Annotated in this window: 24 protein-coding genes; 17 read left to right on the top strand and 7 right to left on the bottom strand. The window is 61.4% G+C overall.

The window, feature by feature from the left end:
- Window positions 1-24: 24 nt before the first annotated feature.
- Complete coding sequence (locus FQ192_RS05705) at window positions 25-351, top strand: helix-turn-helix transcriptional regulator (protein ID WP_256672227.1); 327 nt, start codon at window positions 25-27, stop codon at window positions 349-351.
- Between the two features lie 82 nt (window positions 352-433).
- Entirely contained in the window at window positions 434-964 is a 531-nt protein-coding gene (locus FQ192_RS05700; RefSeq protein ID WP_149657703.1) for a chorismate lyase, read from the top strand.
- A 136-nt stretch (window positions 965-1,100) separates the two neighbouring features.
- Here FQ192_RS05700 and FQ192_RS05695 read toward each other — a convergent pair whose 3' ends face one another.
- From FQ192_RS05695 to FQ192_RS05675, 5 genes are all read right to left on the bottom strand, one after another.
- A complete protein-coding gene (locus FQ192_RS05695; protein WP_149657702.1) occupies window positions 1,101-1,376 on the bottom strand; it encodes a LysR family transcriptional regulator in 276 nt (91 codons plus the stop codon).
- A gap of 82 nt (window positions 1,377-1,458) precedes the next feature.
- A complete protein-coding gene (locus FQ192_RS05690; RefSeq protein WP_149657701.1) occupies window positions 1,459-1,965 on the bottom strand; it encodes a flavin reductase in 507 nt (168 codons plus the stop codon).
- A gap of 181 nt (window positions 1,966-2,146) precedes the next feature.
- Window positions 2,147-2,518 (bottom strand): MerR family transcriptional regulator, encoded by a 372-nt coding sequence (locus FQ192_RS05685; protein ID WP_149657700.1) that lies wholly within the window; start codon window positions 2,516-2,518, stop codon window positions 2,147-2,149.
- Window positions 2,519-2,566: 48 nt separating this feature from the next.
- Window positions 2,567-3,142 carry an NAD(P)H-dependent oxidoreductase gene (locus FQ192_RS05680; RefSeq protein ID WP_149657699.1) on the bottom strand — a complete coding sequence of 192 codons (576 nt, stop codon included), beginning with the start codon at window positions 3,140-3,142 and terminating at the stop codon, window positions 2,567-2,569.
- A 45-nt stretch (window positions 3,143-3,187) separates the two neighbouring features.
- A complete protein-coding gene (locus FQ192_RS05675) occupies window positions 3,188-4,072 on the bottom strand; it encodes a LysR substrate-binding domain-containing protein (RefSeq protein ID WP_149657698.1) in 885 nt (294 codons plus the stop codon).
- Between the two features lie 200 nt (window positions 4,073-4,272).
- Here FQ192_RS05675 and FQ192_RS05670 point away from each other — a divergent pair, with 200 nt between their 5' ends.
- Window positions 4,273-5,037, top strand: coding sequence for a sulfite exporter TauE/SafE family protein (locus FQ192_RS05670; protein ID WP_149657753.1), 765 nt, complete (start codon window positions 4,273-4,275; stop codon window positions 5,035-5,037).
- On the opposite strand, the gene FQ192_RS05665 is transcribed toward FQ192_RS05670, so the two are convergent.
- Window positions 5,027-5,338 carry a putative quinol monooxygenase gene (locus FQ192_RS05665; RefSeq protein WP_149657697.1) on the bottom strand — a complete coding sequence of 104 codons (312 nt, stop codon included), beginning with the start codon at window positions 5,336-5,338 and terminating at the stop codon, window positions 5,027-5,029. The two genes, FQ192_RS05670 and FQ192_RS05665, sit on opposite strands and share 11 nt — an antisense overlap.
- 163 nt (window positions 5,339-5,501) lie before the next feature.
- Here FQ192_RS05665 and FQ192_RS05660 point away from each other — a divergent pair, with 163 nt between their 5' ends.
- From FQ192_RS05660 to FQ192_RS05620, 9 genes are all read left to right on the top strand, one after another.
- Window positions 5,502-6,092 (top strand): NAD(P)H-dependent oxidoreductase, encoded by a 591-nt coding sequence (locus FQ192_RS05660; RefSeq protein WP_149657696.1) that lies wholly within the window; start codon window positions 5,502-5,504, stop codon window positions 6,090-6,092.
- 98 nt (window positions 6,093-6,190) lie between these two features.
- Window positions 6,191-7,102 (top strand): LysR family transcriptional regulator, encoded by a 912-nt coding sequence (locus tag FQ192_RS05655; RefSeq protein WP_149657695.1) that lies wholly within the window; start codon window positions 6,191-6,193, stop codon window positions 7,100-7,102.
- A gap of 103 nt (window positions 7,103-7,205) precedes the next feature.
- A complete protein-coding gene (locus tag FQ192_RS05650; protein WP_149657694.1) occupies window positions 7,206-8,099 on the top strand; it encodes an NAD-dependent epimerase/dehydratase family protein in 894 nt (297 codons plus the stop codon).
- Window positions 8,100-8,618: 519 nt separating this feature from the next.
- On the top strand, window positions 8,619-10,340 hold the full coding sequence (locus FQ192_RS05645; RefSeq protein ID WP_149657693.1) for a carbamoyltransferase C-terminal domain-containing protein: 1,722 nt from the start codon (window positions 8,619-8,621) through the stop codon (window positions 10,338-10,340).
- A gap of 61 nt (window positions 10,341-10,401) precedes the next feature.
- Window positions 10,402-11,577 carry an MFS transporter gene (locus FQ192_RS05640; protein ID WP_149657692.1) on the top strand — a complete coding sequence of 392 codons (1,176 nt, stop codon included), beginning with the start codon at window positions 10,402-10,404 and terminating at the stop codon, window positions 11,575-11,577.
- Window positions 11,543-12,253 (top strand): HAD family phosphatase, encoded by a 711-nt coding sequence (locus tag FQ192_RS05635; protein ID WP_149657691.1) that lies wholly within the window; start codon window positions 11,543-11,545, stop codon window positions 12,251-12,253. The genes FQ192_RS05640 and FQ192_RS05635 overlap by 35 nt, the downstream gene beginning before the upstream one ends.
- On the top strand, window positions 12,250-12,888 hold the full coding sequence (locus tag FQ192_RS05630; RefSeq protein WP_149657690.1) for a YdcF family protein: 639 nt from the start codon (window positions 12,250-12,252) through the stop codon (window positions 12,886-12,888). The genes FQ192_RS05635 and FQ192_RS05630 overlap by 4 nt, the downstream gene beginning before the upstream one ends.
- Before the next feature lie 15 nt (window positions 12,889-12,903).
- A complete protein-coding gene (locus tag FQ192_RS05625; protein WP_149657689.1) occupies window positions 12,904-14,361 on the top strand; it encodes a D-aminoacylase in 1,458 nt (485 codons plus the stop codon).
- 117 nt (window positions 14,362-14,478) lie between these two features.
- Entirely contained in the window at window positions 14,479-14,847 is a 369-nt protein-coding gene (locus tag FQ192_RS05620; protein ID WP_149657688.1) for a glyoxalase superfamily protein, read from the top strand.
- A gap of 3 nt (window positions 14,848-14,850) precedes the next feature.
- Here FQ192_RS05620 and FQ192_RS05615 read toward each other — a convergent pair whose 3' ends face one another.
- A complete protein-coding gene (locus tag FQ192_RS05615; protein ID WP_149657687.1) occupies window positions 14,851-15,879 on the bottom strand; it encodes an AraC family transcriptional regulator in 1,029 nt (342 codons plus the stop codon).
- A 209-nt stretch (window positions 15,880-16,088) separates the two neighbouring features.
- Between FQ192_RS05615 and FQ192_RS05610 the strand changes: the two genes are divergently transcribed.
- The 5 genes from FQ192_RS05610 (at window position 16,089) to FQ192_RS05590 (ending at window position 24,317) form a co-directional block, all read left to right on the top strand.
- Window positions 16,089-17,684, top strand: coding sequence for an FAD-binding oxidoreductase (locus FQ192_RS05610; protein ID WP_149657686.1), 1,596 nt, complete (start codon window positions 16,089-16,091; stop codon window positions 17,682-17,684).
- 5 nt (window positions 17,685-17,689) lie between these two features.
- Window positions 17,690-19,294: a glycerol-3-phosphate dehydrogenase/oxidase gene (locus FQ192_RS05605; RefSeq protein WP_149657685.1), complete on the top strand. Its 1,605-nt coding sequence runs from the start codon at window positions 17,690-17,692 to the stop codon at window positions 19,292-19,294.
- A 10-nt stretch (window positions 19,295-19,304) separates the two neighbouring features.
- Entirely contained in the window at window positions 19,305-20,873 is a 1,569-nt protein-coding gene (locus FQ192_RS05600; protein WP_149657752.1) for an FGGY-family carbohydrate kinase, read from the top strand.
- 138 nt (window positions 20,874-21,011) lie between these two features.
- Window positions 21,012-22,301 carry a phospholipase gene (locus tag FQ192_RS05595; protein ID WP_149657684.1) on the top strand — a complete coding sequence of 430 codons (1,290 nt, stop codon included), beginning with the start codon at window positions 21,012-21,014 and terminating at the stop codon, window positions 22,299-22,301.
- 60 nt (window positions 22,302-22,361) lie between these two features.
- Window positions 22,362-24,317 carry a DUF1302 domain-containing protein gene (locus FQ192_RS05590; RefSeq protein ID WP_149657683.1) on the top strand — a complete coding sequence of 652 codons (1,956 nt, stop codon included), beginning with the start codon at window positions 22,362-22,364 and terminating at the stop codon, window positions 24,315-24,317.
- The last annotated feature ends 31 nt before the right edge of the window (window positions 24,318-24,348 follow it).

Raw genomic sequence — 24,348 nt, 5'->3', positions numbered from 1 at the left:
AATCACCCCAACCAGGATCAGATCTTGTTAGAGAATGTTCTGTCCGCGCTGGGGAGCCCGTTGCGCCTGACCGTGTTGAAGGTGTTGGCCGATGGCCAGGAACACCCCTGTGGCCGGATCCTCAAGGGCGCATCGAAGTCGACCATGACCCATCACTGGCGGGTTTTGCGCGACAGCGGCCTGATTTGGCAACGGCCGTACGGTCGGGAAAACCTCTTGTCCTTGCGCCGCGAGGACATGGACCTGCGGTTTCCCGGGCTGCTCGATTCGCTGCTCACCGCGGTCAAGTTCGATGAACAGACTGTTGATGTCATCAGCAAGCATGAAGTCACCGAAGACGCCGACGCTTGAATGCAGTTGATCCACCGCAGGTGAAGGGCAGTGCCCTTCACGGCAACCAACCGATTCACGATCACCAGGGAGGTGTGTGAGCATGGGAACGAATCATTATTGGTCATCCGGACCGTTGTCGGAGTTGACCGCCCCCGAGCACCATTGGCTGTTTTTGCCCGGCGCGTTGACCCCGCGCCTGAAAGCCATGGGCGACTATTCCATCGAAGTCATCGAGCAGTCGCATACGCTGCTCAATCATGACGAAGCCGAAGCGCTTGATGTCCCGCCGGCATCCACCGGCTGGGTGCGCGAAGTGGTGATGAAGATCGACGGCGAGGCCTGCGTCACGGCGCGCAGCCTGACCAGTGTGCCGGCCCTGAGCGCCGACTGGGCCGAGTTGAACGGGTACGGTGGCCGACCGCTGGCGGAGATTCTCTACCGCTCGGAACAGACCCTGCGCGAACCGTTCCAGTGTGCCTTGCTGAGCCCCGGCGCGCCGTTGGCGGCGCTGTCCTATCGTTACGCGCCACACGCCAAACGGCTGCTGGCCCGGCGCTCGCGCTTTACGCGCAACGGCTCGGCCTTGTTGGTCAGCGAGTGCTTTCTACCGGCGTTCTGGGCGCGGGTCTAGTTCGACATCAGGCTCGGCAATCGAGCTTGAAAAAACACCCAGACATCATCCCCCAAAGATCATTTCCCCAGCCGCTATCATCGGGCGGCGAACCCTTGGCCGTTGGCCGGCCAAAGGGCTGTCTGCCTGATGCGTCTCAGAGGTTGATCACGGCTTCAATCTGGCTGATGGCCGGGGTGAGGGCCAGGGCCAGTTTTTCCGCTTTCGACGTCGGGCGCATCGTGTTGCACGAGCGCAGGAACAGCGGGTCATCAAACTTCTTGCGCAAGCGCGCCAACGAACCACTGATTGCCGGCTGTTTGACGTGCAGGCGTTCGGCCGTGCGCGAAACACTTCGCTCGCGAAATAACACCAGGAAAATGATGATCAGGTTCAGGTCCAGATCCGCGAAGTTGTCTTCATTGAATAACATGGTTTCATCCCTGTCATGACCCGTTGCGCACGAGCTGCCGGTCAGCAAAAACCGGCGGCGGTCACGCAGGTCGGGGCATCGATTACTGATCGGGGGCCAAGCGCATTTCGTCATTGAGACGGTAGTAATTGCGATTGAAATAGACCAGGCCTTCCTTGGCTTCGCTGTGTTTGAGCTCAAGGATTTCACAGTAAAAAATGCTGTGGGTACCGACCTCGTCAATCTTGCTGACACGGCAGTCGAGATTGACCAGCGCTTCTTCGATGGCCGGCGAGCCGGTCACCAGGGTCTGGCAGTTAACGCTGGAGAAGCGTTCCTGCATGGTCAACTGACGATTGGCGAAGGCGCCGGAGGTGGATTGGTGGCCCCCGGTCAGCACGTTCACACAGAGCACGCCGTTGGTTTTGAAATGCTCGTGGTTGGCCGAGGCGCGATTGACGCACACCAGCAGCGTCGGCGGTGAATCCGTCACGCTGCACACGGCAGAAGCGGTGAAGCCGAAACGGCCTGCGGGGCCATCCGTTGTGACGATGGTGACGGCGCTGCCCAGCATCGCCATTGCGTTACGAAACTCCGATGAATCAACCATAGCGTCCCCTTCATTCCTTGTAGGTTATTGGAGCTGATCCGTTCTTCCTTGACCGCTGTCGCTGTGCGAAAACGGCTCTCGGACAACACGTTCGCTCCGGAGCTATAGTACGTATGTAGCCGTACCTTGCAAGTTATTCCTTGGGCTTATTTTGCGTTGATTAACGTACGGACAATGGCGTTCAAGTTCGCTCTAAAGGGCAGTGTTTCCAGGCGTTTTGCAGGCTGTCTTCAAACTCGACCAATTGCGCGTGCCGTTGGGTCAGCGCAGCGATTTGGTCGTGGACCTCGCGCTTCTTGTCCGTGATCGCCTGCTGCGCGTCGCTCCATGCCAGTGGCTGGCCGGTTTGGCCGGCGAAAATCGCCTGCAACTCCTTGAGCTTGAAACCCAGTTGCTGGGCGCACTTGATGATGCTCAGCAGATCGACGCTCTGTTGGTCATAAACCCGGTAGTTGCCCTGGCGCCTGGCGGGTGGCAACAGGCCGATGGCCTCGTAGTGACGGATGCTCTTGACGGTGGTTCCTGAACGCTGCGCAGCCTGGCCGATGTACATGGAAAGTCCTTTTTTGCCGTGGGTAAACCGGGCCCATTATCGGCAGACTTATCGGCCGGCGATAGCCTGGGCTCGCAGCAGCCAGGCTTCGCGCTGACCCGCGCTGGAGCCCAGGATCGGGCCGAAGGTGAGGGTGCGCCGGGGTTCTATGCCACAAAACGCCAGGGTGGTTTTGCGGATCTGGTGCAGCCCCGGCATGCGATAGACCCAGCGGTAGTACCAGGGCGGTGTGTCCATGGTCACCAGCAAATGCGCGGTGCGACCATGCAGGAGTTTGTCGGGAAACGCCTTGCCTTCGCGGTACTTGAAGGCAAATCCGGGCAGGAACACCCGGTCGAAAAAGCCCTTGAGCAACGCCGGAATCCCGCCCCACCAGATCGGATAAACCAGTGTCAGATGCTCGGCCCACAGAACGTCGGCCTGAGCCTGGCGCAGATCGGCTTCCAGCGGTTGGATCTGTTGATAGCCTTCACGCAGCACCGGGTCGAAATCCAGCTGGCCGAGAAACAACTGCCGCACTTCGTGCCCGGCGCGTAACGCCGATTGCGCATACCGCTCGGCCAGCGCGCCGCAAAAACTGTTGCTGGAAGGATGACCGAGAATCACCAGGATTTTCTTGCCCATCGTCTGCGTCCTTGAGGATGAAACCTCAAGGGTAAAGTCTGCCCCTCAGGGGAGAGTCAAGGCGGGCAGCAAGGCGTTGGCGTAACCGGGCAGTGCGGCGAAGTCCCGGGCGCACAGCAGCAGTTTGCGTTGGGCCCAGGGCTCTTGCAGGGCGCGGCTCTGGAAAGGCTTTTCGCCTGGCCAGCGTTCGACGGCGGCCAAGGGCACGATCGCCAGCCCGGCGCCCCGGGCGACCATGCGCATCACGCCATCGAAGCCGTCGGCGCGGATGCGGATTTGCATCCTCGAACCGATATGCAGGGCTTGTTCTTCCAGGTACACCGCCAGTGCGCTATCGGCACTCAGTCCTACGTAGTCATGGTGCAAGGTGTCGCTGAAACTGACGTCGCCGGCGTCGGCCAACGGGTGATCGCGGGGCAGGATCAAGACCAGCGGGTCGTCGCGGAAAGGCCGGGTTTGCAGGTCGTCGGTGTCGATGGCGTCGGAAACGATACCCAGGTCCGCCGCCCCTTGGCGCAAGGCGTGAGTGATGCGTGCGCTGGGCAGTTCTTGCAGGTCGATGTCGAGGTTGGGATGCTCGCGCAGGAAGTCCGCAAGTAGCTCCGGCAGGTATTCCGTGATCGCCGTGGTGTTGCACAACAACCGCACCTGGCCTTTGACCCCCTTGGCGTAGTCGGCGAGATCCTGCTGCATGCGCTCGGCCTGTTGCAGCAGCACCCGGGCGTGCTGGGCGAGCGCCTTGCCGGCGGGCGTGGGCGTGACGCCGCGGCGATTCCTTTGTAGAAACTCGATACCCAGCGACGCCTCCATGGCGCGGATGCGTGCACTGGCGGCGGCCAGGGACAGATGCGTGCGGCCGGCGCCGGCGGTGATGTTGCCGGTGTCGAGGATGTTCAGGTAGAGACGCAGGTCGGTGAGGTCGAAGTGCATAAGTTTCCACAGGATCGTTCCCACGCTCTGCGTGGGAATGCCTCATTGGACGCTCCGCATCCGCTTCGGCAAGTGACGCTGAGCGTCACGGGCTGCATTCCCACGCAGAGCGTGGGAACGATCGTGCCTCTGTCATATCAAGAGGCACCCTCAGTATATGGCAGATTTTCAACCCGGCCGCCGGGGCGCAGGATAGCCCCATGAATACACTCGCCGCGTTCTACCAAAACCTCGGTCTGGCCCTGTCTGTATCGGTCATCGCCACCTTCCTGCTGGCCGGCATGATCAAGGGCGTGATCGGCCTCGGCCTGCCCACCATCGCCATGGGCCTGCTCGGCCTGGCTATGGCGCCGTCGCAGGCTGCCGCGTTGTTGATCATCCCGGCGACCCTGACCAACGTCTGGCAACTGGCCTTCGGCGGGCATCTGCAAGGGCTGATCAAACGCTTGTGGCCGATGCTGCTGGCGATCTTCATCGGCACCGGCGCCGGTACGCTGTGGATCGGCATGGCCGGCGGGCATTGGGTGGTGCGGGGATTGGGGGCGGCGTTGTTGGTGTACGCCTTGAGCGGATTGTTTCTGCCAGCGTTGCGAGTCAGCAGTCGCACCGAGCGTTGGCTCGGCCCGGTCTGCGGTGTGCTAACCGGCGTTATCACTTCAGCCACCGGCGTGTTCGTGATTCCGGCAGTGCCTTATCTGCAAGCACTGGGCTTGAACAAGGATGAACTGGTGCAGGCGCTGGGGTTGTCGTTCACCGTCTCGACCCTGGCCCTGGCCGCCGGCCTGTTCTGGCGCGGTGCCTTGGGCGGTGGCGAGTTGAGCGCCTCGCTGTTGGCGCTGATCCCGGCGGTGCTCGGCATGTTGCTCGGGCAGTGGTTGCGTCAGCGGATCAGCGCCGTGCTGTTCAAGCGGGTGTTCTTCATCGGCCTTGGTGCACTCGGCGGCCACTTGCTGATCAGCGGCTAGACGACGGGCTGAGCATCTCGATGGCGCGAATGTCGAAATCCCGCTCAAGGAAGTTCATGCGCTGCTCGCGGAACTGCTTCATGTGCGGCAGGTTCGAGTGCACATCCAGATGCGCCTGGGATTCCCAGATCTCGTAAAAGATAAACAGCGTCGGGTCCTGCTGGTCGCGCAGCATGTGGTACTCGATGCAACCGGGTTCGGCGCGGCTTGGCGCGACATAGGCGCGAAACAGCGCTTCAAAGGCCTCGGCTTTTTCCGGGCGGGTCTTGGCGTGCAGGATGAAGCCTTGTACATCACTCATCGAAAAAATCCCTCGAAAATAAGAATCGGCGAAAGTCTATGGCAACAATCGCCTATCGATTCGTGCGTTTTGGTCAAATGAATTTTGTGAATTCGTGGCTTATTCCACGCGAGGCGCATCGCTACTCTGCCGCCATCGAATTCCCAACCTTCTGAGATCCTTCATGAAAAAAGTCCTCTTGCTCAACGGCGGCAAAAAGTTCGCCCACTCCGATGGCCGCTACAACACCACCCTGCATGACACCGCGCTCAGCGTGCTGGATCGTGGGGGCCTGGACGTGAAGACCACGTTCATCGACGAGGGCTATGACCTCGCCGAAGAAGTCGCCAAGTTTGTCTGGGCCGACGTGATCATTTACCAGATGCCGGGCTGGTGGATGGGCGCACCGTGGACCGTGAAAAAGTACATCGACGAAGTCTTCACCGAAGGTCACGGCAGCCTCTACGCCAGCGACGGCCGCACCCGTTCCGATGCGTCGCAAAAGTACGGCAGTGGTGGTTTGTTGCAGGGCAAGCAATACATGTTGTCCCTGACCTGGAACGCGCCGCAGCAAGCCTTTGACGATCCGACCGACTTCTTCGAAGCCAAAGGCGTGGACGCGGTGTACTTCCCGTTCCACAAGGCCAACACCTTCCTCGGCATGACCGGTTTGCCGACTTTCCTGTGCGTGGACGTGATGAAACGCCCGGACATTGAAGGTGATGTGAAGCGCTATGAGCAGCATTTGACTGAGGTGTTTGGGCTCAAGGCCTGACAGTCAGCTACTATCGACAGTCGGAATCTGTGACCAGAGCCACAGTAAACCCCTCATCTGCAGGGATTTGCCGCAGCAATATCGATAAGAGGAATTCAGTGAAAGCCAGATCCGATGAATTGCAGATTTTCGTCTGCGTGATTGAATGCGGGTCGATTTCCGCTGCGGCCGAGCAAGTCGGGCAAACGCCGTCGGCGGTCAGCCGCACGTTGTCGCGCCTGGAAGCCAAGCTCGATACCACGCTGATCAACCGCACCACGCGGCGCATGGACCTGACCGAGGAAGGCAAGTATTTCTTCGAACACGCCAAGCGGATCCTCGATCAGATGGACGAACTCGAAGAACGCCTCAACTCCCGCCAGCAAACCCCGTCCGGACGCCTTCGCATCAATGCCGCATCACCGTTCATGCTGCACGCCATCGTGCCGTACATCGATGAGTTCCGCGGTCTCTACCCGGACATCCAGCTCGAGCTCAACAGCAACGACCTGATCATTGACCTGCTGGAACAAAGCACCGACATCGCCATCCGTATCGGCACCCTGGCCGACTCGACCTTGCATGCGCGCTCCCTGGGTTGCAGCCCGCTGCACATCGTCGCCAGCCCGGCTTACCTTGAGCAACACGGCACACCCACTGCCGTCGCCGACCTCAACGATCACACGCTGATCGGCTTCACCCAGAACGAAGGCCTCAACCAATGGCCGTTGCGTCATGTGCACGGTGATCGCTGGCCGATCAACGGGGCGATCAACGCTTCCAGCGGCGAGACGGTGCGGCACTTGGCGCTGGAAAACCAGGGCATCGCCTGCCTGTCGGATTTTATGACCCACGACGACATCCGCGCCGGACGCCTGAAAGAGGTGTTGTCGGCATTCAACAGCGGTTATCGCCAACCGATCAACGCGGTGTACTACCGCAACTCGCAACTGGCCCTGCGCATCCAGTGCTTCCTGGACTTCATCCAGGGCAAATTGGCGGTGTACGCGAATTCCGATTTCAAGGGCTGATTCGTGATCCCTGCGCAAGAGTGAATTGGGCCACCGGGGATTTTTCGACAGGGATCGGTCGTTGATACTCGTTGCATCACTTATTCACGCAGGGAGTTTCTCCATGAACGTATTCGTTACCGGCGCTGCCGGTTTTATCGGCGGTTCCATCGCCACGGGTCTGGTCCAGGCCGGCCATCACGTCACCGGTCTGGTGCGCAGCGCCGAACAAGCCAATGAACTGACCGCTCTGGGCATCACGCCGGTGATCGGCACCCTCGATGACAGCGCATTGCTGGCCGAGCAGGCCCGCGCCGCCGACGCTGTGATCAACGCCGCCAGCAGCGACCATCGCGCCGCTGTAGAAGCTTTGCTCGATGCGTTGCGCGGTTCCAACAAAGTGTTCCTGCACACCAGCGGTTCGAGCATCGTCGGCGATGCGTCGGGCGGTAAATCCAGCGACGTCATCTACTACGAAGACAACCTGCCGGCACCCACCGTCGACAAAGCCGCCCGCGTGGCCATCGACGACCTGATCCTCGCCGCCGCGAAGGACGGGGTGAACTCGGCCGTCATCTGCAACACCCTGATCTACGGCCACAGCCTGGGCGTCAAGCGCGACAGCGTGCAGTTGCCGCGCCTGCTCAAACAGGCCCGTAAAAGTGGTGTGGTGCGCCACGTCGGCACTGGCCAGAACATCTGGTCCAACGTGCACATCGAAGACGTCGTCGCCCTGTACCTGCTGGCGCTGACCAAAAACGTTCCGGGCACGTTCTACTTTGTCGAAAGCGGAGAGTCGTCGTTTATCGACATGACCACCGCCATGGCCAAGGCCCTGAACCTCGGCGAGCCGCAAGACTGGCCGCTGAAAGACGCCGAAGCCGAGTGGGGTTATGAAATGGCCAACTATGGCCTGGGTTCGAACAGCCGGGTGCGCGGCAAACATGCCCGTGAACAGCTGGGCTGGGCGCCGAAACGTACTTCGGTGACCGAGTGGATCCTGCACGAAATGGTCTGAGGCAAATGCCGACTGATCCTGTCTGAAGTTACAAGCAATGGCCTGCCGACGAGCAAAATGCTCTTCGGCGGGCCTTTTTTATGCCGGGTGAATCTAACTGTTTATTTTGCCCACTGAAGTCCCCGGAAACAGGGGAGGTCAGCGTGGTATTTAATTTTTAGTGGAGGGTGCAAGAGATTCTTCGCAAGTTTGCTACTAGGCTGTTGCCTGCACCGACATAGCCAACTCTGATGGCAAGAATAAGAAGTATCGACATCCACTTGTTACCCCGGCATGAAGCCGGGCACACAGGTAAATGCCCGTGGACTTTTTTTGCAAAAGGACTTTGCGATGGCAATACACACTCTTGATGTCTTCCCGTAAGGCATATCTCAGGCGAGTCGTTTGACTCCGCCACTTCACCCTTTATGACGTTCGGCGATAGATGCCGCAAATTCGCTCATAAACCCAGGCTAGAGCGCTGCGCTTATCAAGCGTAGGCACAGTCATCACTGGAATTGGCAAGAACAAGGAGCAGTTATGATCATTTTAGGCATTACTAATAATGATTTGTCGGGTGCCTGCCTGGTACGTGATGGTCAGATTCTTTCAGCGGTCAGCGAAGAGCGCTTTACTCGTATAAAAGATCACAAGATCTGGCCGGAACAGTCCATTGAGTTTGTACTGAACCAAGCGGGGTTATCACTCGAAGATGTCAATTATGTTGCGTATGGATGGAATGCTGGTTTCAGTGCCGATAAACACCTTGAGTTGTACTTTGATCGCATCGTTGAAGAAGTCCGGAATAATCCGCAAGGGCTGACACAATTCCGACAACGTATAACGGATGAAGTCAAAAACGATAAAGAGAAACGAACCGAGTTTGAAGCATTCATTACGGCCAATGAGTTGACCGGCAAGGCTTATTACATTGACCACCATGAGTGCCATGCCCTCGGCGCCTATGTCTGCTCACCGTTTGACGAGGCATTGACCCTGACCTGCGACGGCCGCGGTGATTTCCAGTCCTTGACCGTGACCTGGTACAGCCCCACCGAAACCACGGTGTTGCAGCGCGAAACCAGCGTCGACAGCTTGGGTTATTTCTACGGTCGGATCACCCACTTGCTCGGTTACAAACCCAATCGACATGAAGGCAAAGTCACTGGCCTGGCCGCGTTTGGCGATCCACAAAAGCTGCTGGGGGTGATGCAGCAAATGATCCGTTTCGAAGACGGGCGCATCAAGGCCTGCTGCGGTGATCTGTTCCTGCCGTCCTACCACCACTACAGCGAACCGCTGGAAACCCTCTTCGCCCGGCAAACCCCCGAAGACATCGCCGCCGCCGTGCAACGCCACACCGAAGACCTGCTGGTGGCGACGGTCACGCATCACCTGGCGCAACGGGGCAGCACCAACCTGTGCCTGGCTGGCGGCGTGTTCGGCAACGTGAAACTCAATCAGCGCCTGCGCGAGATTCCAGGGGTGAAAAACGTCTACGTGTTGCCGTGCATGGGCGATGGTGGCCTGGCCTTGGCGGCGGCGGTCGGGGCGGCGTACCTGGAAAACGGCACCCGTTTCAAGAACCCGGCGATGGCTCTCGGGCCGCAAGCGCGCAGCGTGTCGCAGAACATCAACCTGATCACACGTGACTACCCCGAACTCGGTTACCACACGCCGTCGAACATCATCGACGTCCTGACCGAGGCGCTGCTGGAGAATCAGGTGCTGGGCATGTTCAAGGGCAAGATGGAATTCGGCCCGCGTTCGCTGTGCAACCGCAGCATCGTCTATCACGCCCAGGATGCCGAGGTGAACGACTGGCTCAACAAGCGCATGCACCGCACCGAGTTCATGCCGTTCGGCCCGGTCACGGCCATTGAGCAGGCCGCCGCGTGCTACGTCGGCTGGGATGAGGATCAGGTCGCGGCAGACACCATGACCATGACCTACGATTGTCACCCGCAGTTTCGCGAGGCCAGCCCGGCGGTGGTGCACATCGACGGCACCGCGCGGCCGCAGGTCATCCGCCCGCAAGGCGACCCGTTCATGCATCGCCTGTTGAACGCCTGGCACGACAAGACCGGCCAGGCAGCGTTGATCAACACCTCGTTCAACCGGCATGAAGAGCCGATCGTCTGTTCGTCCCAGGACGCGCTGGATGCGTTGAAAGAAGGCATGGTCGATCTGGTGGTGATGGGTGAATCGCTGATCGTCTGGCGCAAGGGCAAGAACAGCTTCACCCAACAACGCTTCGAATAAGGGATCGTTTTCAGGGCTCCCGTGGAGCCCTGCTTTGGAGCATTGAGCGTATGGTTGACGAATGTATTTGATCTTTTTCGGGTTCTTTGCGGCCGAGGGGATTATTTATCCGTTCTGGCCGACCTGGCTGGATTCGCTGGGGTTCAGCGCCAGCCAGATAGGCCTGCTGATAGCAGCGGCTTATTGGCCCCAGGTGTTTACCGGGGTGTTTATCACGTACGTGGCCGACTGGCGCGTGGACCAACTGCGTCTCGCCGCTTTTCTCGGGTTCTCGGCGTCATTCTGTACGTTGCTGTTCTACTTCATGCCGGCGCACCTGTGGATCTTCGTGTGCCTGAGCGTGCTGTTTGGCGGACTGTGGATGGTGGTGTTGCCACTGTCCGAGTCCTATCTGCTCAAGCGTGACAAACAGGCGTTGCAGAACTACGGCTGGGTGCGGGCGGTGGGCTCGTCGGCGTTTATCCTGACCTCGACCCTCGGCGGTTTGTTGTTCGCGCACTCCAGCCAATCCTGGGTGCCGATCGTGATTGCGGCGAGCATGTTGTTCACCGCGCTGGCCTGTCTGCGCTTGAAGCGCCAAGTGTCCCGGGCACATTTGCAGCCGGTCAGCCGCACGATTAAACGACCGGACTGGAAGGCGCTGTGTGCGCACAAAAGTCTGTTGATCGCGATTGCCGCCGCCAGTTTTATTCAGCTGAGCCACACCCTGTACTTTTCCACGGCGTCGATTGGCTGGGGCGTGAAGGGCTACTCTTCGGCCTATATCGGCGCGTTCTGGTCGGTGGCGGTGTTGGCGGAAATCACTTACTTCGCGCTCTCCAATAAGGTCCTGTCGTTCTGTTCGCCCTTGTCCATCGTGATCTTTTCCAGCGTCTGTGCGGCGCTGCGCTGGGCGGTGTTTTCCAACAGTGATGCGGTGTCGGTGATTCTGCTGGGGCAGTGCCTGCATGCCCTGAGTTTTGCCGCGTACCACTCGGCGATCATGCGGTTTATTCGCGACCATGCGCCGCAAGACATTCAGGTCTTTACTCAGGGCGTCTATTACTCCCTGGCGGTTGCGCTGCCCATGGGCCTGGCCACACCTTTTGCCGGGTACTTGTACGAAACGCAGCCGCAGTGGTCCTACTACGTGATGGCGCTGTTTGCCTTGATCGGCACAGTGCTGGCGTTTATTGCTCATCAGAAGATGCGAAGTTCAACTCATGACACAACGAACGTTTACAGCCGTCTGCTTTGATATGGACGGCGTGCTTATCCAGTCCCGCGACGTCATCGAATTCGCCTGGACCAGCGTCGCCCGGCGCTACGGCGTGGCCGTGGATCAGGCCTTTATCACCGAACACATTCACGGCCGCCCGGGCGGTCATACGATGCAGGCGCTGTTCGGTCAGTTTGACGAGCCGCAGCGCGTGGCGATCAAGCAGCAAGTCGATGCGGTCGAGCAGGTCTCGACTTGTGCGCTGGTGCCGGGGGTGGCCGCGTTTATCGCGCAACTCAAGGCGAGCGCGGTGCCCATGGCGCTGGTCACCAGCAGTTGGCGAGCGCGGGTCGAACATGTCCTGCAGCAACATAATCTGACATCGGTGTTCGACAGCATCATTTGCCGCGACGACGTGCGCAGTGGCAAACCGGCGCCGGATGCCTATCGCCTGGCGGCGGCGCAACTGGAGCGCCAGAGCGATGAATGCCTGGTGTTCGAGGACTCGGTCAGCGGCGTGCAGTCGGCGATCAGCAGCGGCGCGCTGTGTGTGGGCATCGGCGAAGACTCGACGTTGACCGATCACGGCGCGACGCGGGTGTATGCGGATTTCACCGCGCTGCCGGTCTCGCTGACCGATCTGGGGCCTCACGTCTTTGGCAATAGCGGTCTGTTCATCAGTGGGCGGGTTGCCCAGAGGTTCGCCCGCTCATGACGCCGACCCTGCAACACGCCACCGTCCTGTGGGACTTCCTCGGAGCAGGGCGCCAGCACCAGGCTTGCGAGCTGATCGTGGTCTGTGGTTCCTACGATTTGCGGGTCTGCGATTACGCCTGCGAACTGCTGAAAAAAGGCGTCGCCCCGCACCTGCTGTTCACCGGCAATACCGGCAACTGGACGAAGCATTTGTGGGAACGCACCGAAGCCGATATTTTTGCGCAACGAGCCCTGGCGCTGGGGGTGACGGCGGATCAATTCACCCTGGAACCGCGCGCCACCAACTTTGCCGAGAACATCGCGTTTGCCAAGGCGCTGTTCCCACAGGTGCATCGAGCGACGTTCCTGACCAAACCGAACTCCATCCGCCGTGTGGCCTTGACCTTGCCCGTGCAGTGGCCCGAATTGGAGGCGTGTGTGGATGCGCCGTCGTTCGCTTTTCCGGGAGGGATCAGCAACCTGATCGGGGTCCTGGGGCTGATCGACGAGATGGTCGGGGATGTGCACCGCATCATGGTTTACCCTGCGCTGGGCTTCCAGGCGGAACAGCTGATTCCCGACGAGGTCCAGGTCGCCTGGCGTTACCTGGTGGAGCAAGGGTTCGATCACCATTTGATCAAGGGCAGGAGCTGAGGCCTGGAGACTGACATGTTGTACGACACGCTGATTCGCAACGCCCTGGTCATCGACGGCAGCAACGCGCCCGGTTATTCCGCTGACGTGGCCATTTTGAACGGCCGCATCGCGTTTATCGGCGACCTGCACGACGCTCGCGCCACGGATGAAATTGACGCCGCCGGCCGGGTGCTCGCGCCGGGTTTTATCGACGTGCACACCCACGATGACACCGTGGTCATCCGCCAACCGCAGATGCTGCCCAAACTCAGCCAGGGTGTAACCACCGTGATTGTCGGCAACTGCGGGATCAGTGCCTCGCCGGTCAGTCTGCGTGGCGATCCACCGGACCCGATGAACCTGCTTGGCACCCGTGCGGCGTTTGTGTATCCGACGTTCAGCGATTACCGCGCCGCCGTCGAAGCGGCGAACACCACGTTGAATGTGGCGGCGCTGGTCGGCCATACCGCGTTGCGCAGCAATCACCTCGACGACCTGTTTCGCACGGCCACTGCGGATGAAATCAGCGCGATGCGCGAGCAGCTGCGCGAAAGCCTGGAGGCCGGCGCGCTCGGGTTATCCACAGGGCTGGCCTATGCCAGTGCGTTCTCGGCGTCCACCGATGAAGTGATGCAACTGACCGAAGAGCTGAGCGCTTTCGGCGCGGTCTACACCACCCATTTGCGCAGCGAATTCGAACCGGTGCTGGAGGCCATGGACGAGGCGTTCCAGATCGGCCGTCATGCCAAATCCCCGGTGATCGTGTCCCACCTCAAATGTGCCGGCGTCGGTAACTGGGGCCGCAGTCCGCAGTTGTTGGCGTCCCTTGAGCACGCGGCGCAAACCCATCCCGTGGGCTGCGATTGTTATCCCTACGCGGCGAGTTCTTCGACCCTGGACCTCAAGCAAGTCACCGATGCCCATCGCATCACCATCACGTGGTCCGCGCCCCATCCTGAAGTGAGTGGCCGCGACTTGATCGACATCGCTGCCGAATGGAGCATGCCGCTGCTCGACGCCGCCCGGCGTCTGCAACCGGCCGGTGCGGTGTATTACGGGATGGACGAGGCGGATGTGCGGCGCATCCTCGCGCATCCGTTGTCGATGGTCGGCTCCGACGGGTTGCCGGAAGATCCGTTTCCTCATCCACGTTTGTGGGGCGCGTTCCCGCGGGTGCTCGGGCATTTCAGTCGTGATGTCGGGCTGTTTGCGCTGCACACCGCCGTGCACAAGATGACCGGTTTGTCGGCGGCGCGCTTTGGCTTGAAGGAACGCGGTGAAATTCGTGAAGGGCATTGGGCGGATCTGGTGTTGTTTGATCCGTTGACCGTTCGCGACGTGGCGGATTTCCATGACCCGCAACGGGCGGCGGAAGGGATTGATGGGGTGTGGGTCAATGGTGTGTTGAGTTACATCGATGGCCAGGCGAACGGCAAAAGGGAAGGGCGGTTTCTGGCGCGGGAAGGGGATTTGCGCGACGGGTTCCGGTAAACATTCCGAGAGCTGCATCACAGTGGTGGCACTCTGCAATTAAAGAAAGCCATCGCCAAGCCGAAGCGCTGACATCCAGCCCAGCTACACTGGGCCTTTCCAACCAGGGAGCAACCCATGAGCTTCGGCAAAACCACCCCGATCCTGCGGATTTTCGATGAAGCCAAGGCAGTGGCGTTCTACGTCGACTTCCTGGGCTTCAACATCGATTGGCAGCATCGCTTCGAAGCCAATTTCCCGTTGTACCTGCAAGTCTCCCGGGGCGAATGCGTGCTGCACCTGTCCGAACACCATGGCGACGCCACGCCGGGTTCGGCATTGCGCATCGAGACCGATGAACTGGAAGCCTTCCAGCAACAACTGAGCGCCAAGGATTACACCTACGCCAAACCGCAGATCCAGGCCACGCCATGGGGCAGCCAGGACCTGACCGTGATCGACCCGTTCGGCAATCGGTTGGTGTTTACCAATGCGATTTGTGTCTGAGTTTCAGCCTTCGTCCGGCGCGCGGTGGGTCTGGCGAAACTCGCCGGGCGGCATCCCGCGCCGGCTCTTGAACGTACGGTGAAACGAGCGCGGTTCGGTGAAACCCAGGTACTGGGCGATGTCCTGGATCGGCAAGGTGCTGTTCAGCAAATAATGCTCAGCCAGCTCCTGGCGCAGGTCATCGAGAATCTGCTGGTACGACGTGCCCGCCTGATGCAACTGGCGTTGCAGGGTGCGCACCGACACGGCGCATTGCTCGGCCACCTGCTCTTTGCGCGGCAGCCCTTCCTTGAGCAACTGGCGCAGGATGCTTTTGACCCGCTGCTCCAGTGATGCGTCCTCCAGCGTGGCCATGAGTCCCAGGGCATGTTCTTCCAGGGTGCGCAGCAATTGCGGATCGGCCTGGCGCAACGGCAACTGCAAATACGGCAACGGCACAATCAGGGCCGAATAGGGCTGGTCGAACAACACCGGGCAGTCGAAGAACTGTTCGTACTGCGCCTGCGTCGTGTCGGCCGGTCGTGGATGTTCGAGCCAGACGGCGGCCGGTGACAGTTGGGTATCGGCGATCCAGCGCGCGTATTGCAGCCAGGAACCGAGCACGTTTTCCACCAGATGCCGGCGGATGCGCGGCCGTTGATGACGGCAGGTCCAGATCAAGTGCACATGACTGTCCCGCACCTCGGCGCGGCTGACCCCCATGTCCCCCACCAGCTTCTCGAACGGCATGATGCGGCTCATGGCATCGCCCAGGGTCGCGCAGTTCATGGTGATGTAACCCAGCACGCTCCAGGAGTTGGGCAACACAAAACGCGCGGCGTTGAGGCCGAACAACGGATCGCCCGAATGTTCGCAGAAATAATCGAGCAACCGTTCATGCACTTCGCCCGGCAAGCGCAGGCTGTTGTCGCTCAACTGCTGCGCCTGCAACCCGGACGCCGCCAACGCCGGCTCGATGGCCACGCCCAGTTGTTCGGCATGGCGCACGTATTTGAGCAGCGGAGGGACTGAAGTGAAGCCCAGGGATTGCATGATCGTAGTCCTTTGATCAAAGCCCGCGTGCGCGGATCAATGCGCTGAAAGGTAAGTTGAAACCACAGCTAAAGTAAATGGCTGAGGTTTACGCGACGTTTGACTCAATTGGCTACTCGAACTGGCCGGATGCGACCGTGACACTTTTCGGCAGCTGACTAGTATGGGCTCCTGAAATATCACTATCAGAACCGCAAAAGGACACACGCATGCGACGCTGGAACGGCTGGGGAGATGCAACCACGGTGGTCGAACTGCCGGCCCAGGGCGCGGGATTTCTCAATGAGCGGCTCGGTGTCGGTCGAACGTTGCCCGATGCAACGCTCGAGACGGCATTGGCCCGCGTGCCGGCCTCACGGTTGGCGGAACATCCCTTGTACAGCGTGACGGCGCAGGATCGTCTGTTGCATGCGCGGGGTCAGAGCCTGCCGGACTGGCTGGCGCTGCGCGAAGGAGCGCCGGGGCTTTATCCCGACGCCGTGGCCTTCCCCGAAAGCGCCGAGCAGATTCGTCAATTACTGGCGCTGGCCCAGGCGCAGGACCTGTGCCTGATTCCCTATGGCGGCGGCACCTCGGTGGCAGGGCACATCAATCCGCCGCGTTCCACACGGCCGGTGGTGACGGTGTCCCTGGCGCGGATGAATCGCCTGACGGACCTCGACGAACAGAGCCTGCTGGCAACCTTCGGCCCCGGCGCGACAGGGCCGCAAGTGGAAAGTCAGCTGCGTGCCCGTGGTTATACGCTGGGGCATTTCCCGCAGTCGTGGGAACTGTCGACCCTGGGCGGTTGGGTCGCCAGCCGCTCCAGTGGCCAGCAATCGTTGCGCTATGGGCGCATCGAGCAGTTGTTCGCCGGTGGCACCCTGGAAACCTTTGCCGGTCCTCTGGAAATTGCCACGTTCCCGGCCTCGGCCGCCGGTCCCGATCTGCGCGAAGTGGTACTGGGCAGTGAAGGCCGTTTCGGGATCATTTCCGAGGTCAAGGTGCGGGTCAGTGCGCTGCCGGCCGATGAGCGTTTCTATGGGGTGTTCCTGCCCGACTGGCCGCAGGCGCTGCGAGCCATCCGTCAGTTGGCCCAGGCCCGCGTGCCGCTGTCGATGCTGCGCTTGTCCAACGCGGTGGAAACCGAAACCCAGTTGGCGCTGGCCGGTCATCCACAGCAGATCGCCTGGCTGGAAAAGTACCTGGCCCTGCGCGGCGCCGGTGCGGGCAAGTGCCTGCTGACGTTCGGCGTGACCGGCAATCGCCGGCAAAATGCGCTGTCCCTGAGCCAGGCCCGGCAGCACCTGAAAGCCTTCGGCGGCGTGTTCACCGGCACCTTGCTTGGCAAGAAATGGTCGCAGAACCGTTTCCGTTTCCCCTACCTGCGCGAGAACCTGTGGAACGCCGGTTACGTGGTCGACACCCTGGAAACCGCCACCGACTGGAGCAACGTCGACAACCTGCTCGGCCGGGTCGAAAACAGCCTGCGCGACGCCTTGGCCGCTGAAGGCGAGCAGGTGCATGTGTTCACGCACCTGTCCCATGTCTATGGCGAAGGGTCGAGCATCTACACCACTTACGTGTTCCGTCCGGCAGCGGACTACGCCGCCACCCTGGCGCGCTGGCAGGCGCTCAAGCAGGCCGCGAGCCAGACCATCGTCGACCACCACGGCACCATCAGTCACCAGCATGGCGTGGGCAAGGACCATGCGCCGTACCTGCTGCGGGAGAAGGGCGCACTGGCGATGGACACCTTGCAGGCGCTGAGTCGGCATTTCGATCCCGCCGGGCGCCTGAACCCCGGCACGCTGTTGCAGGAGTGACGGCCATGAGCCTCGACTGGAACGCGGCGTGGCGCCAACAGGTGCTGTCAACGCTGGCGGATGAAACCTGGGACCTGATCGTCATCGGCGGCGGCATCAGCGGCGCTGGCATCCTGCGCGAAGCCGCACGGCGTGGCTGGCGTTGCCTGTTGCTGGAGCAGCGGGATTTCGCCTGGGGCACGTCCAGCCGTTCCTCGAAAATGGTCCATGGCGGTTTGCGTTACATCGCCAAGGGCCAGTGGCGCCTGACCCGCGATTCGGTCCGCGAACGCCAGCGCCTGCTCGACGAAGCGCCGGGGCTGGTGGAACCGATGAGTTTCCTGATGCCGCATTACCGTGGCGGCTTTCCCGGCCCACGGGTATTGGGCGGTTTGTTGAGCGTCTATGACGCACTGGCCGGGCGGCGCAGTCATCACTTCCATGATCCGCAGCAACTGGGTTATCTCGCGCCAGGCGTGAAGCAAAAAGACCTGCTGGGCGGCACCTGTTTTGTCGATGCCCTGACCGATGACGCGCGCCTGGTGATGCGGGTTTTGGGCGAGGCCCGGGCCGACGGCGCCGTGGTCATCAACGGCATGCGCGTGCAGCAATTGCTGCGTGAAGAGGGGCGGGTGTGCGGGGTTGAGGTCGAGGACGGCGAGGGCGGTGCATCGCTGCGATTGCGCTGTGCGGTGTTGGCCGTGGCCACCGGCGCCTGGGCTGAACGCTTGCGGCCATCCGACGCTCCGCGTCAGTTGCGCCCGTTGCGCGGCAGTCATGTGTTGCTGCCGGGCTGGCGCCTGCCCGTGGCGCAGGCCTTCACCTTCCTGCATGAGCGCGACCGTCGACCGGTGTTTGTTTTCCCTTGGGAAGGCGCCACGGTGGTCGGCACCACGGACCTCGATCATCAGGACGATCTGGACCAGAGCGCGAGCATCAGCGCCGAGGAACTCGACTATCTGCTGGCCGCCTGCGCTCAACAGTTTCCCGATGCCGGCGTGGTCGCCGCCGATGTGTTGTCGACCTGGTCGGGTGTGCGCCCGGTGGTCGGCAGTGCGGCGGGTGAGCACCAGGGCAAACCGTCGAGTGAAACCCGCGAGCATGTGCTGTGGCTGGAGCCCGGCTGCGTGACCCTGGCCGGTGGCAAGCTGACGACCTTTCGCCCGCAGGCCATCGAAGTGCTCAAGGCCTGCGCGACGATGCTCGGGCGCGCCTTCAGTGATGACGGCGGCCTGGTGTTTGCCGCCGTGCCGCCGCTGCCGATTGCCGGGCTCAGTGGCAGTCAATGGCGGCGCCTGGCCGGACGCCATGGCCGTGACCTGCCGAGACTGGCGCACCTGATCGCCGAACTGGGCCATGCCTGCGTCGGCGCCACGGACACCTTGTGGGCGGAACTGGCCTTTGCCTGCGACACGGAAATGGTCCTGCACCTGGATGACCTGCTGCTGCGGCGCACCCGTCTGGGTTTGTTACTGCCAAGTGGCGGCGAGGATTACTTTGCCGCCATTCGCCGACTCTGCCAGCCGCGACTGGGCTGGGACGATGAACATTGGCAGCAGGAACAACAGCGTTACCAAGCGTTGTGGCAACGTCATCATGGTTTGCCGGATGCCTCGCAAAATGCCCATTGAAGTGAGCTCCATGGATAACCACCCGAACAAGCGTTACCTGCTGGCGATCGACAATGGCACCCAGAGCGTGCGCGCGCTGCTCTTCGACTTGCAGGGCAATCTGCTGGGCAAAGGCAAGGTCGAGTTGCAGGCCTATTACTCGACACAACCTGGCTGGGCCGAGCAGGACCCGGACTATTACTGGGCAAAATTGGGGGAGGCCTGCCAGCAGTTATGGCAGCAAACCGGCATCGACCGCGCGCAGATTGCCGGCGTGTCCCTGACCACCCAGCGCGGCACCGTGATCAACGTCGATGCCCAGGGCAAAGCGCTACGCCCGGCGATCCTGTGGCTCGATCAACGCCAGGCCGAAGTCGAAGGCCGGCTGAAGGGACCGTGGGGCTGGCTGTTCAAACTGGTCGGTGCGCAAGCCACCGTGGATTATTTTCGTGCGCAAGCCGAGGCCAATTGGATCGCGCGCCATCAGCCTGACGTGTGGGCGGCGACCGACAAGTTTTTGCTGCTGTCGGGGTTTCTCACCCATCGCCTGTGCGGGCGGTTTGTCGACTCGGTGGGTTGTTGCGTCGGCTACCTGCCGTTCGACTTCAAGCGCCTGCGCTGGGCCGCTCCCCGCGACTGGAAATGGCAGGCGCTGGCGGTGCGTCCCGAGCAACTGCCCACGCTGCACAAACCCGGTGAAACCCTGGGTCACATCAGCGCCGAAGCCAGCCGCCACACCGGTATACCCGAGGGCTTGCCGCTGATTGCCGCCGGTGCCGACAAGGCCTGCGAAGTGGTGGGTTCCGGCGTGGTCGATGCGGACACGGTGTGCCTGTCCTACGGCACCACGGCGACGATCACCAGCACCCGCTCGCGCTACCTGGAAATTGTCCCGTTGATCCCGCCTTACCCGTCGGCGGTGCCGGATCAGTACAACTGCGAGGTGATGATTTATCGCGGCTACTGGATGGTCAGCTGGTTCAAGAACGAGTTCGGCCTGCGAGAAATGCAGCAGGCCAAAGCGCAAGGCATTGAGCCCGAGCAATTGTTCGACGCGCTGGTCAACGCCGTGCCCCCGGGCTCCATGGGCCTGATGCTGCAACCCTACTGGTCGCCCGGCATTCGCGAACCGGGGGTGGAAGCCAAAGGCGCGATGATCGGCTTCGGCGACGTGCATACCCGCGCGCATATTTACCGGGCGATCCTCGAAGGTCTGGCGTATGCCCTGCGCCAGGGTTTGCAGAGCATCGAGCAGCGTTCGAAGGTCTCGATCAAGCGCTTGCGCGTCGCCGGCGGTGGTTCCCAGAGCGATGCCGCGATGCAGCTCACGGCGGACATTTTCGGCCTGCCGGCCGAGCGTCCGCACGTGTACGAAGCGTCCGGTCTGGGCGCGGCCATTTGCTGCGCGGTGGGGCTTGGCTTGTACGCGGATTTCCCCACGGCGATGGCGGCCATGACCCGGGTCGGCGCGATTTTCATGCCGCAACCCGAGGCGCAGCAGGTCTATGAACGACTGTACAAGGAGGTCTACCTGCGCATGTACCGCCAGCTCAAGCCGCTGTACCAAAGCATTCGCAACATCACCGGGTACCCGGCCTGACGTGTGTTTTGCACCCGGCGTAGACCGCGGGTGAACGTGGCGCTATCGGAGAACTTTTCTGGTGAGATTGGACAGTGTCAGCGGCGGGGTCGGTTGTTAGGCTCACCCCCACTGCATATCCAATAAGAACTAAAAGCAATGAAGCTGACATTCCTCCTGCTGCTGTTGTGTGGAACGGTCCCGACAGCCTGGGGCTGGTCCAACCATACGGTGGGCAGCTACCTGGCCTTGCAGGATCTGCCGGTTTTGCGCGACGCCTCCCTGGTCGACGTCGAACCGCTGGAGCAGTTCCTCGCGCAGCAATACGACGCCGTGCGCGCCTTGCTGGATGAGCAGGAAACCTACGCCCGTCAGCACTTCGCCCAGTACCCGCCGCGCCCCGACAACCTGCAACTGCCCGCCCTGCCTGGGGACAATCTGCGCCACGATTTCCTCACCGCGTTACGCATCAATCCCCTGATTCATCTGGCCATGGTCATCCAACCGATGCCCGGCAAGGATTTGCCCGAGCGTGAACACCTCAAGGCCGAGCAGGTGATGGTCGAACAAACCCTCTCGCCGTGGAATCGCCAGCGCTTTATCCGTGTGGTCGATGGCGAACAAGTCGCGCCCCTGGCCGTGCTCGCCAGCGCCGCCGATGAACCCGATTACGGCCACGACATCAACCTGTTCAGCGACAACCCAGGCGAGGTCGGCGCGGTGTACGGCTTCGGTCCGCAGCCGTTCGGCGATGCGCGGTTTCAGTACAGCTCCCAGGCGCCGTTCCACATGGGCTTCTTCCATGAAAGCGCGGTGGTGTATGCCGCGGCCGGGTTTCTCCAGCGCAGTTGGCCGGACTGGCGCGCCTACCAGTACATGGGCCTGGCGCGACTGGCGTTTGCCAGTGGTCATCCTTACTGGGGCTATCGTTTTCTCGGCTGGGGCCTGCACCACATCCAGGACCTGACCCAGCCCTACCACGCCAAACCGCTGCCCGGCGTCGAGCTGTCGAGCCTGCTGCTGCTCGAAGGCAAGGCACTGGCCGGGTATGAGGCCGACAAACACGCGGCCATCGAACGGGTCGCCACCCGGCACATGGAAGTGGAGAAATATCAGTCGACCTGGCTGCGTCGCCTGCTGCGCGCCGGCCAGCCACATCCGATGCTCCAGGCGTACGCCGACTTTGCCCAAGACGCCCGTTACCCGCCGTACTCGGAGGATTACCTGCGCGACGTTGTAAGTGCCGAATCCGCCGACACATCCGCCGCCTTCGATGAAGCGATCGGCCGATGGCTGGAGACGGCGCCGATCACCAGCGATTTCAGCGCCGGCAATCAGGTGCAGCACGAAGACTACGACCATCCGGCCTTGAACCAGCAGCTGTTCAAGTTGCTGGGGCATTTCGGTGCGCACAGCCGGATTTATGTCAGTGCGGGCCTGGCGCCCTAGCCTTTGCGACAACGTTGACCGGACACAAAAACAAAAAAAACAGACAAGGAGGAACAGACCATGAGGATTCGATTGCGCCTGTCTGGCGCGGCGCTACCCGGCGTCGGCCTGGCCGGGCTGCTGCAACTGTGCGTGGTCGACGGGGTGCAGGCCGTGGAGTTCAGCGTGCTGGACAAACAGGTCACCGGCTCGTTCGACAGTACCTTGTCCTATGGCCGCTTGTGGCGGGTTCAGGGCCGGGACAAGAGCAACGATGACGTCAACACCAGCGACGGCAATCGCAACTTCGACACCGGGCTGGTCTCCGAGGTGTACAAAATCACCTCGGAGCTTGAAGCCAACTATCAGAACTATGGGCTGTTCATGCGCGGCACCGCGTTCTATGACACCCAGTTGATGGACAAGCGCAACGATTACTACCGCAACAACAGCCCGTCGCAACCCAGCCAGAGTTACCCGCAGGACGACCGTTTTACCGGCCAGACCCGCGACATCGCCGGCAGCCGGATCGAGATGCTCGACGCCTATGTCCACGGGAGCTGGGACGTGGCCCAGATGCCGGTCACGGCCCGCCTCGGGCGTCAGGTGTTCAACTGGGGCGAGGGGATTTTCTACCGTGGCGGGATCAACACCACCAACCCGGTGGACGCCGCCAAGTACCGTTTGCCCGGCGCCGAGGTCAAGGAAGTACTGGTGCCGGTGGAAGCGCTCAGCTTCAACATCGGCCTGACCGACACGTTGACCATGGAAAGTTTCTACCAGACGAACTGGAAGGAAACCCGCATTGATCCGGTCGGCACGTTCTACTCGCAAACCGACCTGTTCGCCGACGGCGGCAACACCGCCTACAACGACTTCACCGGCACCGCGCTGGACACCCCGGTGCCCGGCTTCGGCAACGTGATCGATCTGTACAGCGCGCTGGGCAACAACCCGCTGCTCAAACAGGCCCTCGGCAGCACCGGCCTGTACGCCAACGGCGTGACCCCGGCCTTCGGCAACACCCTCAAAGTGGCCTCGGTCGGCAAGGATTACAACGCGCGCAACGACGGCCAGTTCGGCTTCGCCTTTCGATACATTGCCGAAGCACTCAACAGCACCGAGTTCGGGCTGTACATGGTCAATTACCACGCCAAGGAGCCGACCGTTTCCGCCGACCTCGGCGGTTACAAGGGCATCGACATGAACGCCCTGACCAACCTGTTGGCTGGTGTCGCCGGCAGCCAGGCGGGGCAACTGGCCAATGGTTTGGCGACCGCGGATGTGCTGGGCAATATTCAGGCGCACCGGCGCTACGCCGAGGACATCCGCATGTACGGCTTCAGCTTCAACACCACCCTGGGCCAGGCGTCGGTGTTCGGTGAAGTCGCCTATCGGCCGAACCTGCCCATCGGCGTCGCCGCCACCAACGACTTGATCGGCGACCTGGCCAATGGCGCTGCCGCTGCGGCGGCCGGCAAGACCATCAACATCGGCGGGCAGAGCGTCACCCTCGACAGCCAGATCAACAACGGCGAGCGGGTGGAAGCGTTCAACACGTCCCTGGGCAGCATCTACAACTTTGGCCCGAGCCTGTCGTTCGACTCGATGTTCGGTGTGTTCGAACTGGCGTCCGAGCACCTGCGCGGCAGCAGCCTGCATTACACCGCGTATGACGGCAGCACCCGTTATTACGCCGGCACCGGTAACTATTCCTATGTGTCCGGCGGCGAACGCAGCGACCAGGTCGACCGCAATTCCTACAGCTACACCGCGATGTTCAATGGCACCTGGAACGACGTGTATGCCGGGGTCAACGTCTCGCCCTACGTCGTCTACAAGGATGACTTCAAGGGCAACAGCTACCAGGCCGGCAACACCATCGAGGGGCGCAAGGCCTACACCCTGGGGGTCAAGGCCAATTACCAGAACAAGCTGGAGGCCGAGCTGCAATACACCAATTTCTACGGCGGCGGGCAGGACAACGGCCTTCGTGATCGGGACAACGTCGGCTTCAACCTCAAGTACTTCTTGTGAGTGCCCCTAACCGCGAGTTATTTCGGAGAAC

This window comes from Pseudomonas sp. ANT_J12, from assembly GCF_008370045.1.
In the GTDB taxonomy this organism is placed as follows: domain Bacteria; phylum Pseudomonadota; class Gammaproteobacteria; order Pseudomonadales; family Pseudomonadaceae; genus Aquipseudomonas.
Note: the sequence above shows the minus strand (reverse complement) of the source record. Positions and strands in the feature narration are given on the sequence as shown.

Coding starts and splice junctions, on each gene's coding strand:
- FQ192_RS05700 (WP_149657703.1), top strand. CDS start 434: ATGGGAACGAATCATTATTGGTCATCCGGACCGTTGTCGGAGTTGACC.
- FQ192_RS05695 (WP_149657702.1), bottom strand. CDS start 1,376: ATGTTATTCAATGAAGACAACTTCGCGGATCTGGACCTGAACCTGATC.
- FQ192_RS05690 (WP_149657701.1), bottom strand. CDS start 1,965: ATGGTTGATTCATCGGAGTTTCGTAACGCAATGGCGATGCTGGGCAGC.
- FQ192_RS05685 (WP_149657700.1), bottom strand. CDS start 2,518: ATGTACATCGGCCAGGCTGCGCAGCGTTCAGGAACCACCGTCAAGAGC.
- FQ192_RS05680 (WP_149657699.1), bottom strand. CDS start 3,142: ATGGGCAAGAAAATCCTGGTGATTCTCGGTCATCCTTCCAGCAACAGT.
- FQ192_RS05675 (WP_149657698.1), bottom strand. CDS start 4,072: ATGCACTTCGACCTCACCGACCTGCGTCTCTACCTGAACATCCTCGAC.
- FQ192_RS05670 (WP_149657753.1), top strand. CDS start 4,273: ATGAATACACTCGCCGCGTTCTACCAAAACCTCGGTCTGGCCCTGTCT.
- FQ192_RS05665 (WP_149657697.1), bottom strand. CDS start 5,338: ATGAGTGATGTACAAGGCTTCATCCTGCACGCCAAGACCCGCCCGGAA.
- FQ192_RS05660 (WP_149657696.1), top strand. CDS start 5,502: ATGAAAAAAGTCCTCTTGCTCAACGGCGGCAAAAAGTTCGCCCACTCC.
- FQ192_RS05650 (WP_149657694.1), top strand. CDS start 7,206: ATGAACGTATTCGTTACCGGCGCTGCCGGTTTTATCGGCGGTTCCATC.
- FQ192_RS05645 (WP_149657693.1), top strand. CDS start 8,619: ATGATCATTTTAGGCATTACTAATAATGATTTGTCGGGTGCCTGCCTG.
- FQ192_RS05640 (WP_149657692.1), top strand. CDS start 10,402: ATGTATTTGATCTTTTTCGGGTTCTTTGCGGCCGAGGGGATTATTTAT.
- FQ192_RS05635 (WP_149657691.1), top strand. CDS start 11,543: ATGACACAACGAACGTTTACAGCCGTCTGCTTTGATATGGACGGCGTG.
- FQ192_RS05630 (WP_149657690.1), top strand. CDS start 12,250: ATGACGCCGACCCTGCAACACGCCACCGTCCTGTGGGACTTCCTCGGA.
- FQ192_RS05625 (WP_149657689.1), top strand. CDS start 12,904: ATGTTGTACGACACGCTGATTCGCAACGCCCTGGTCATCGACGGCAGC.
- FQ192_RS05620 (WP_149657688.1), top strand. CDS start 14,479: ATGAGCTTCGGCAAAACCACCCCGATCCTGCGGATTTTCGATGAAGCC.
- FQ192_RS05615 (WP_149657687.1), bottom strand. CDS start 15,879: ATGCAATCCCTGGGCTTCACTTCAGTCCCTCCGCTGCTCAAATACGTG.
- FQ192_RS05610 (WP_149657686.1), top strand. CDS start 16,089: ATGCGACGCTGGAACGGCTGGGGAGATGCAACCACGGTGGTCGAACTG.
- FQ192_RS05605 (WP_149657685.1), top strand. CDS start 17,690: ATGAGCCTCGACTGGAACGCGGCGTGGCGCCAACAGGTGCTGTCAACG.
- FQ192_RS05600 (WP_149657752.1), top strand. CDS start 19,305: ATGGATAACCACCCGAACAAGCGTTACCTGCTGGCGATCGACAATGGC.
- FQ192_RS05595 (WP_149657684.1), top strand. CDS start 21,012: ATGAAGCTGACATTCCTCCTGCTGCTGTTGTGTGGAACGGTCCCGACA.
- FQ192_RS05590 (WP_149657683.1), top strand. CDS start 22,362: ATGAGGATTCGATTGCGCCTGTCTGGCGCGGCGCTACCCGGCGTCGGC.